Genomic DNA, 5,399 nt, shown 5'->3' with positions numbered 1-5,399 from the left:
GCGGCAGCTCCTACAGGGCTTTGGCGGACGCCAGATAAGCACCGAGCCGCCGGCCCATCTCTTCGCCCAAGGCTTGTAGACCGCTGAGCGGCCGCACCATCACCTCAAACTCGACAATCTTGCCGTTCTCGTCAAAGCGAATCATGTCGATACCTTTCAGCTCCTTCGAACCCACCTTGGCGCTGAACTCCAGAATCACATTCAAGCCATCGGCAGTCGCCAGTTCGCGGTGGTAGGTGAAGTCTTCAAACACTTCAAACACGGTATTGAGGATCATCGACACCACCGGCGCACCCGGGTAAGGCGTGTGGGCCATCGGCGAGCGGAACACGGCTTGCGGGTCGAGCAGGCCGGGCAGGGCGCTGAGGTTGCCGGTGCGGATCATTTCGTGCCATTTGCCTAGCGATGCGGCGACGTTGGGTTGCAGATTCAGGTCGGTCATGTTCACTCCAGGTTTTTCTTGTTGTTGTCGCGACGGCAATGACTCTAGATCAACCACGCCAAAATTGAACCCTTGTGCCGCGATCTGAATGTCGGCCCATGGCCCATGCGTATCTGATCCGTATTTTTTCGCTGGATCTGCCTCTGTTACCGGCTCAGTCAGCGGCTCAAAATAGCCCCACGGTTCGGCACTCGCGGCAGTCCTTCATTTCGAAGCGCCCAGTGCACCGCAAGCTCAGCATTGAGGAGAGCAACATGAACAAGATGGCGATTTTTCTGGGTGGCTTTCTGACACTGACCATTCTGATCGGCCTGCTCGCAACGATTTCTCCGGTCTGAGGCTACCCTGTTCCAGTGACGTCCACGGATGTGTCGCGCAAAGCATGTTTAAATGCCGCGCCCCCACACCTGTAAATGGACTTCAGTCATGGCCGAACACCGCATTCGCGCGCTCGCACTTTGCGTTTTTCATCACAACGGCAAAATTCTGGTTAACGAATTTCGCGACCCGGTCAGCCAGCAAACCTGCTTTCGGCCCATCGGCGGCGGTATCGAGTTCGGCGAGACGAGCGCCGAAACCATCGTGCGTGAAGTGCAGGAGGAGTTGGGGCTGTCCATGACGGACATGCGTCTGCTCGGCACACTCGAAAGTCTTTTCGTTTACAACGGCAAACCGGGACACGAAATTGTCCAGGTATACGACGCGACGTTTGTCGATCAGGGCGTATACGACCACGCACAGATCGATGGCCATGAAAGCGACGGCGCGCCCTTCACCGCGCGCTGGCATGACAGCTCAAGCTTCAGCGAGCAGGCGCCCTTGGTGCCAAAAGGCTTGCAGGAGCTGCTGAGGAGCACCGGATTGCTCGGCTGAGCTCAGCTGGGGGATACGAATTCCGGTGCAATCGATTCACCGACTTCGCGCGTACTCGACGAGATCTTTCGGGTAAACCCAGTGATCGACATGGCGATCATCCAAGCCATACAGAAAGACAATCGCCGCAGCTTCGAATGCCCAGTAGCCGACGTAGTTGCCGTCGTCGCCCTGTAAGTGCGTATCGTGCCAAGGCGCTTGTTCGAAAGCTGGATACCAAGTCTGGCAATACTCCTTGAGCAGCAGGGACGCCTCTTCGCGGGTGTCGGCATAGATTGCCTGTACGAGAGGGGTGTAGACGTCGTGATACCACTGATCAACGTCTTGCCGATCAGGCAGGACTTTTTTCAGCAGATCTTCATAGAGCGTGTCGTCACCGGCGTAACCAGCGTCGTCCAGAAGTTTAACGAATCGTATGAGCAGGTCCTTGCGGTCGAGCAGAATGCACAGGCTGATCACTTGAACGGCTTCTTCGTATTCATCTGGCCAATCATCAATGGCGAGTGGTGAGATTTGCGGTACATCTTCGTAGGCGGCCAGCCTCTGCTGGCGCAGTTCATACTGATCGAGCAAGTCTTCAAGTAACGGGAGGAGAGCTTCGATAGGCTCGCCAACGGTATAAGTTGCAAGCAACTTATCAAGCGCCAGTCTCTGAAAGAATGCCGCGCGCAGGCTGGCTTCTTCGTCGTCAGAATCTGATTGGAAGCGATTGGTCTTGAAGAACTCCACGACAGCATCATGTTCCCCGAGAAAGTGTGCGTAGTGGCGTCTGCTGAAAAAGGATTGGCGTTCGCTCGCTCTTATTCCTGCACTCACGCTTCACCTGACCAATACCAAAGCGTATCGCCCCAATTCGAGCCACTGAATCGAGGCATTATTTCCCCCAAGTCGAAGTAACGTCGGGAGTTTTCCTGTGCGGGGCTGAACCAATAACCCGCGGCGCTACAAGGCTGACCGGCCTCTATTCGTGCTGGAGTTTTCGAATGCGCATCGTCTTGGTCGAATCGCGCGTACCAGCGCTCGGTACTGTCTTGTTCGAAGCAGTTACCGTAGGGTGAATAAGTGTGCAGTTGATCGGGTTTTGGATTACGAAGCTGTTTCAATACGCGGTTCACCGCTACATAGGTTACGGGCAGAGGTTCATGGATAGCGCCCAGTTCGGGTAAAGCGCCGGCGCGAATGATCAGTCCGCCCTGATAATCCAGCATCTCGACGTCGCCACGTCCGCTTAAGGCGTGGCGTAATCCGTCTTTACCTCCCAGTTGCTCGGTAAATCGAGTGCCTACAATGGTGTACCAGTTGACACCTTTGATGTGATCAAGCAGTTCTCGTTTGAAGTTGTGCACCATTGAGTCAACTTCCAGACCGACATATTGCTGCGCCAGTTGAAATTCCATGGGCATGTAACGATCGAAGTCGTAGGGCAGTATGCTCGAGAGTCCGCCGTAGCCATGTTCGGCTTCAACCTGATCGCACAAGTAAACCAGCCATTCTTCAAAGCGCGCGACGCCATCGGGCTCTTTCAGGAAACTCCAGGGCAATGTCATCTTCAGGTATGAGCGTTTTTGATCGCCATGCACCTCGAACGAGTTCAGTGCGGACAGGCTGTACGCAGCAGCTTCGTTCGCCGTTGCGGCGCTGCTGATGTGCCATTCGTATTGTTCGTTTGGCCCTGACTCGCGGATTTTTTCCTGGGTTTTGCTGAATCCGGAATCTGTCAGCTTCTTGTAGCGGTCGTCGAACTGTCCCTTCAGATGCTGGCCGAACTCTTCCTTGAATCGGGTGAAACATTGCATGACATTGCGCTTGCTTTGCAGCGAGTAGCCTTCCTTGAAGTAGAGGGTTGCGATCAGCCCGAGTCGTACAACGGGGGTGTTATCGGGTAGCTCAAACGTCAGGTCTGGAGCTTGTTCGCTCAGTTTTTCCAATGTATTCATAAAGCTCTCTTTTATCAGGCTGTCGCCGCAGCAGTGATAGCAGCGCCGCCCAAAATGGTGGCTAGCACGGCCCATGAAAGCTGAGCCAGTCGAACGATAACCAAAATTGCTGCGACGATAGCAGCAGGCACACCGGCAGCAACCAGTGCCGCTCCAATAGCAAAAGCCACCACAACGGTGGCAACGACTGTTCCTACGTCAATCAATACTTGCATCCAGTCAATTTCCTTGAGCTTTTCCAAGGTCAGGTCGGTGAAATGCTGAATTTCCTTCCACGCAGCCCTGAGTTGCTCATCCGTCCAGCGAACGATCTTCGCACCTGTTTCACTGACCCATTCCCAGGCTTTTTGAGACTCACGTCTAATCCATTGACCCTTGATTCCGAGCCACGTAGCGGCGTCTTCGAGGTGTTGTTGCATTTCTTGCGATAGCCTTCGAATGCCCTGAGCACCTTGCTCCAAGAGCCCTTCAACGGCCTCTTGAAGTTGCGTCCAGCTTTCGACCCGCGCCGGTCTGGGTGTCGCTGTTGGGCCGTACGCGGGAACAGGGACCGGAGCGGGTCTTGGGGCTTGCCCCGGGCCTCCGGTCGGGGGCAGCAAAACAGGCCATTGCTGTGGGTTGAACTCACCAGTAGGCTTATGTTGTCTGTTGTATTCGCGGTCGCGTTCACGCTCGCCGTCATCTCGACAATCATTGATTTCGAGTACAGAAAAACGGTTTGGGCCACCTGCTATATCTAGATAAGCCTCTCGCTGTGCCATACCGAGGACGTCCCCGGGAAACTTCACTTCCACTAGCCTTTCCAGATTATCCGGGTGCGCAACACCTTGATGATCTGTTCCAGCTTGTCCCGGCCAACGCAAGCTGCGTGTCTTGACGATGATAACGTCGGGACGCCGTAATAATCCTTTGACTGAACCTTTAGGGAATGGAAAGAGTGAATGGCGCCGCGTGGGGTCTGGCTTCACGTCGTCGCCCAGCCATGAGGAACTCAGGAATGGTTTGGGGGGGAGGGACGACATGTCGAAGCAGACTTCAGCTTTGTAATCCCATTTGAATTCCCAGCGGTATTCATCTGCCCGAATCAATCCACTCATTACCAGCTGTTTAAGCTCCATGCCGGTGAAGTCGCCATCTTTGGCTTTTTTTATCGTTAATCTGGGAAACCGCGATGCGTAATTGGCTTTTTCCATCAGATACGGTTTGTTATCAGGATTGGGCAGCGGTGCTTGTTTGACCGTACCTTCGATACTGGTGTTCGTGCAGCCTTGTGGCGTTTGAGGTGGTTGCATGACCGGCATGATTCAGCCCTCCGAGTTGGCGTTTTTGAAGTCCAGGGTCATTTCCTTGGGTGCGCTTTCCCCTGCCCTGATCAACGGCTCTTCAGGCTCGGGTTTGCGAACAGGTGTCAGCAGTTCAACCTCTGCCGGGCTGCTGCTGTGTGCCTGAAAGGTTTTTCCTTCTTCGTTGGTATAACCAGCAATTCGGGTGCCATCAGCGAGCTTCAACGTATAGGGGGTACCCACCAGAGGTTCACCGGTTTTCTCATCCAGCAACAGGTAGCGCGCCTTGTGACTGCGCGGCGCGCTGTCAGGCAATTGGCCGAATTTATCGGTGTCAACTGCGCCGGGAATCAACGGCACCAGAATCCCGATCCCGGTGCCCACGCCGGGCGAGCCGCCGGTATTGATCTTCACCTCAGCCCCGCTAATGGTCACACCACCGGCATCCACCTTCACAAAACTCCCGCCAGCCTTGGCCGTGAGTTCCATTGCGCCTTCGACCACCACTTTCTGGCCGGCGTAGTAATGGATTTCTGACCCGGCCTCGACAAACTGCGCAGTCCCTACCTTCAGATGCTGCGTCACACCCACCTTCAGGTGATCATCCGCACGCATTTCGCTAATCCGATCCAGATGCGTAATCCGATGCTCTTCAACCTTGAACTCGCTCAGCGTATTGGCTTCAACGGTGTCATGTCGTTCGTTGCCGACGCGGATCTTCTGGTCGTGCTCAATGTTCTCATCCCAATCGCGCTGGGCATGGATGTAGATCTGCTCGACGCCTTTCTTGTCTTCAATCCGGAATTCGTTGTAGCCCTTGCCGCCCGGTGAACTCAGGGTTTTGAAGGTGCTGCGGGTCTTGTT

7 protein-coding genes are annotated in these 5,399 nt (G+C 54.8%); 2 read left to right on the top strand and 5 right to left on the bottom strand.

Going from position 1 to position 5,399, the window contains the following annotated elements; all coding sequences use genetic code 11:
- Positions 1-10: 10 nt before the first annotated feature.
- Positions 11-442: a nuclear transport factor 2 family protein gene (locus PMI23_RS24685; protein ID WP_007919607.1), complete on the bottom strand. Its 432-nt coding sequence runs from the start codon at positions 440-442 to the stop codon at positions 11-13.
- A 98-nt stretch (positions 443-540) separates the two neighbouring features.
- Here PMI23_RS24685 and PMI23_RS24680 point away from each other — a divergent pair, with 98 nt between their 5' ends.
- Entirely contained in the window at positions 541-780 is a 240-nt protein-coding gene (locus PMI23_RS24680; RefSeq protein ID WP_007919609.1) for a hypothetical protein, read from the top strand.
- An 88-nt stretch (positions 781-868) separates the two neighbouring features.
- Entirely contained in the window at positions 869-1,315 is a 447-nt protein-coding gene (locus PMI23_RS24675) for an NUDIX hydrolase (RefSeq protein WP_007919611.1), read from the top strand.
- A gap of 36 nt (positions 1,316-1,351) precedes the next feature.
- Here the strand turns inward: PMI23_RS24675 and PMI23_RS24670 are convergent, their stop codons facing one another.
- From PMI23_RS24670 to PMI23_RS30100, 4 genes are all read right to left on the bottom strand, one after another.
- Entirely contained in the window at positions 1,352-2,131 is a 780-nt protein-coding gene (locus PMI23_RS24670) for a PoNe immunity protein domain-containing protein (protein ID WP_007919612.1), read from the bottom strand.
- Positions 2,128-3,252 carry a DUF3396 domain-containing protein gene (locus PMI23_RS24665; RefSeq protein ID WP_007919614.1) on the bottom strand — a complete coding sequence of 375 codons (1,125 nt, stop codon included), beginning with the start codon at positions 3,250-3,252 and terminating at the stop codon, positions 2,128-2,130. Before PMI23_RS24665 ends, PMI23_RS24670 begins: the two co-directional genes overlap by 4 nt.
- 14 nt (positions 3,253-3,266) lie before the next feature.
- Positions 3,267-4,553, bottom strand: a complete 1,287-nt coding sequence (locus PMI23_RS24660) for a VRR-NUC domain-containing protein (protein ID WP_007919616.1) — start codon at positions 4,551-4,553, stop codon at positions 3,267-3,269.
- A gap of 3 nt (positions 4,554-4,556) precedes the next feature.
- A partial coding sequence (locus PMI23_RS30100) for a bacteriophage T4 gp5 trimerisation domain-containing protein (RefSeq protein WP_007950182.1) occupies positions 4,557-5,399 on the bottom strand: 843 nt, incomplete at its 5' end.

This window comes from Pseudomonas sp. GM24 (assembly GCF_000282235.1).
Lineage (GTDB): Bacteria > Pseudomonadota > Gammaproteobacteria > Pseudomonadales > Pseudomonadaceae > Aquipseudomonas.
This window is presented reverse-complemented; position numbering and strand designations above follow the sequence as displayed.

Bases quoted from the DNA above. Each gene is read 5' to 3' on its own strand.
- PMI23_RS24685 (WP_007919607.1), bottom strand. From the start codon at position 442: ATGACCGACCTGAATCTGCAACCCAACGTCGCCGCATCGCTAGGCAAA.
- PMI23_RS24680 (WP_007919609.1), top strand. From the start codon at position 541: ATGGCCCATGCGTATCTGATCCGTATTTTTTCGCTGGATCTGCCTCTG.
- PMI23_RS24675 (WP_007919611.1), top strand. From the start codon at position 869: ATGGCCGAACACCGCATTCGCGCGCTCGCACTTTGCGTTTTTCATCAC.
- PMI23_RS24665 (WP_007919614.1), bottom strand. From the start codon at position 3,252: ATGAATACATTGGAAAAACTGAGCGAACAAGCTCCAGACCTGACGTTT.
- PMI23_RS24660 (WP_007919616.1), bottom strand. From the start codon at position 4,553: ATGCCGGTCATGCAACCACCTCAAACGCCACAAGGCTGCACGAACACC.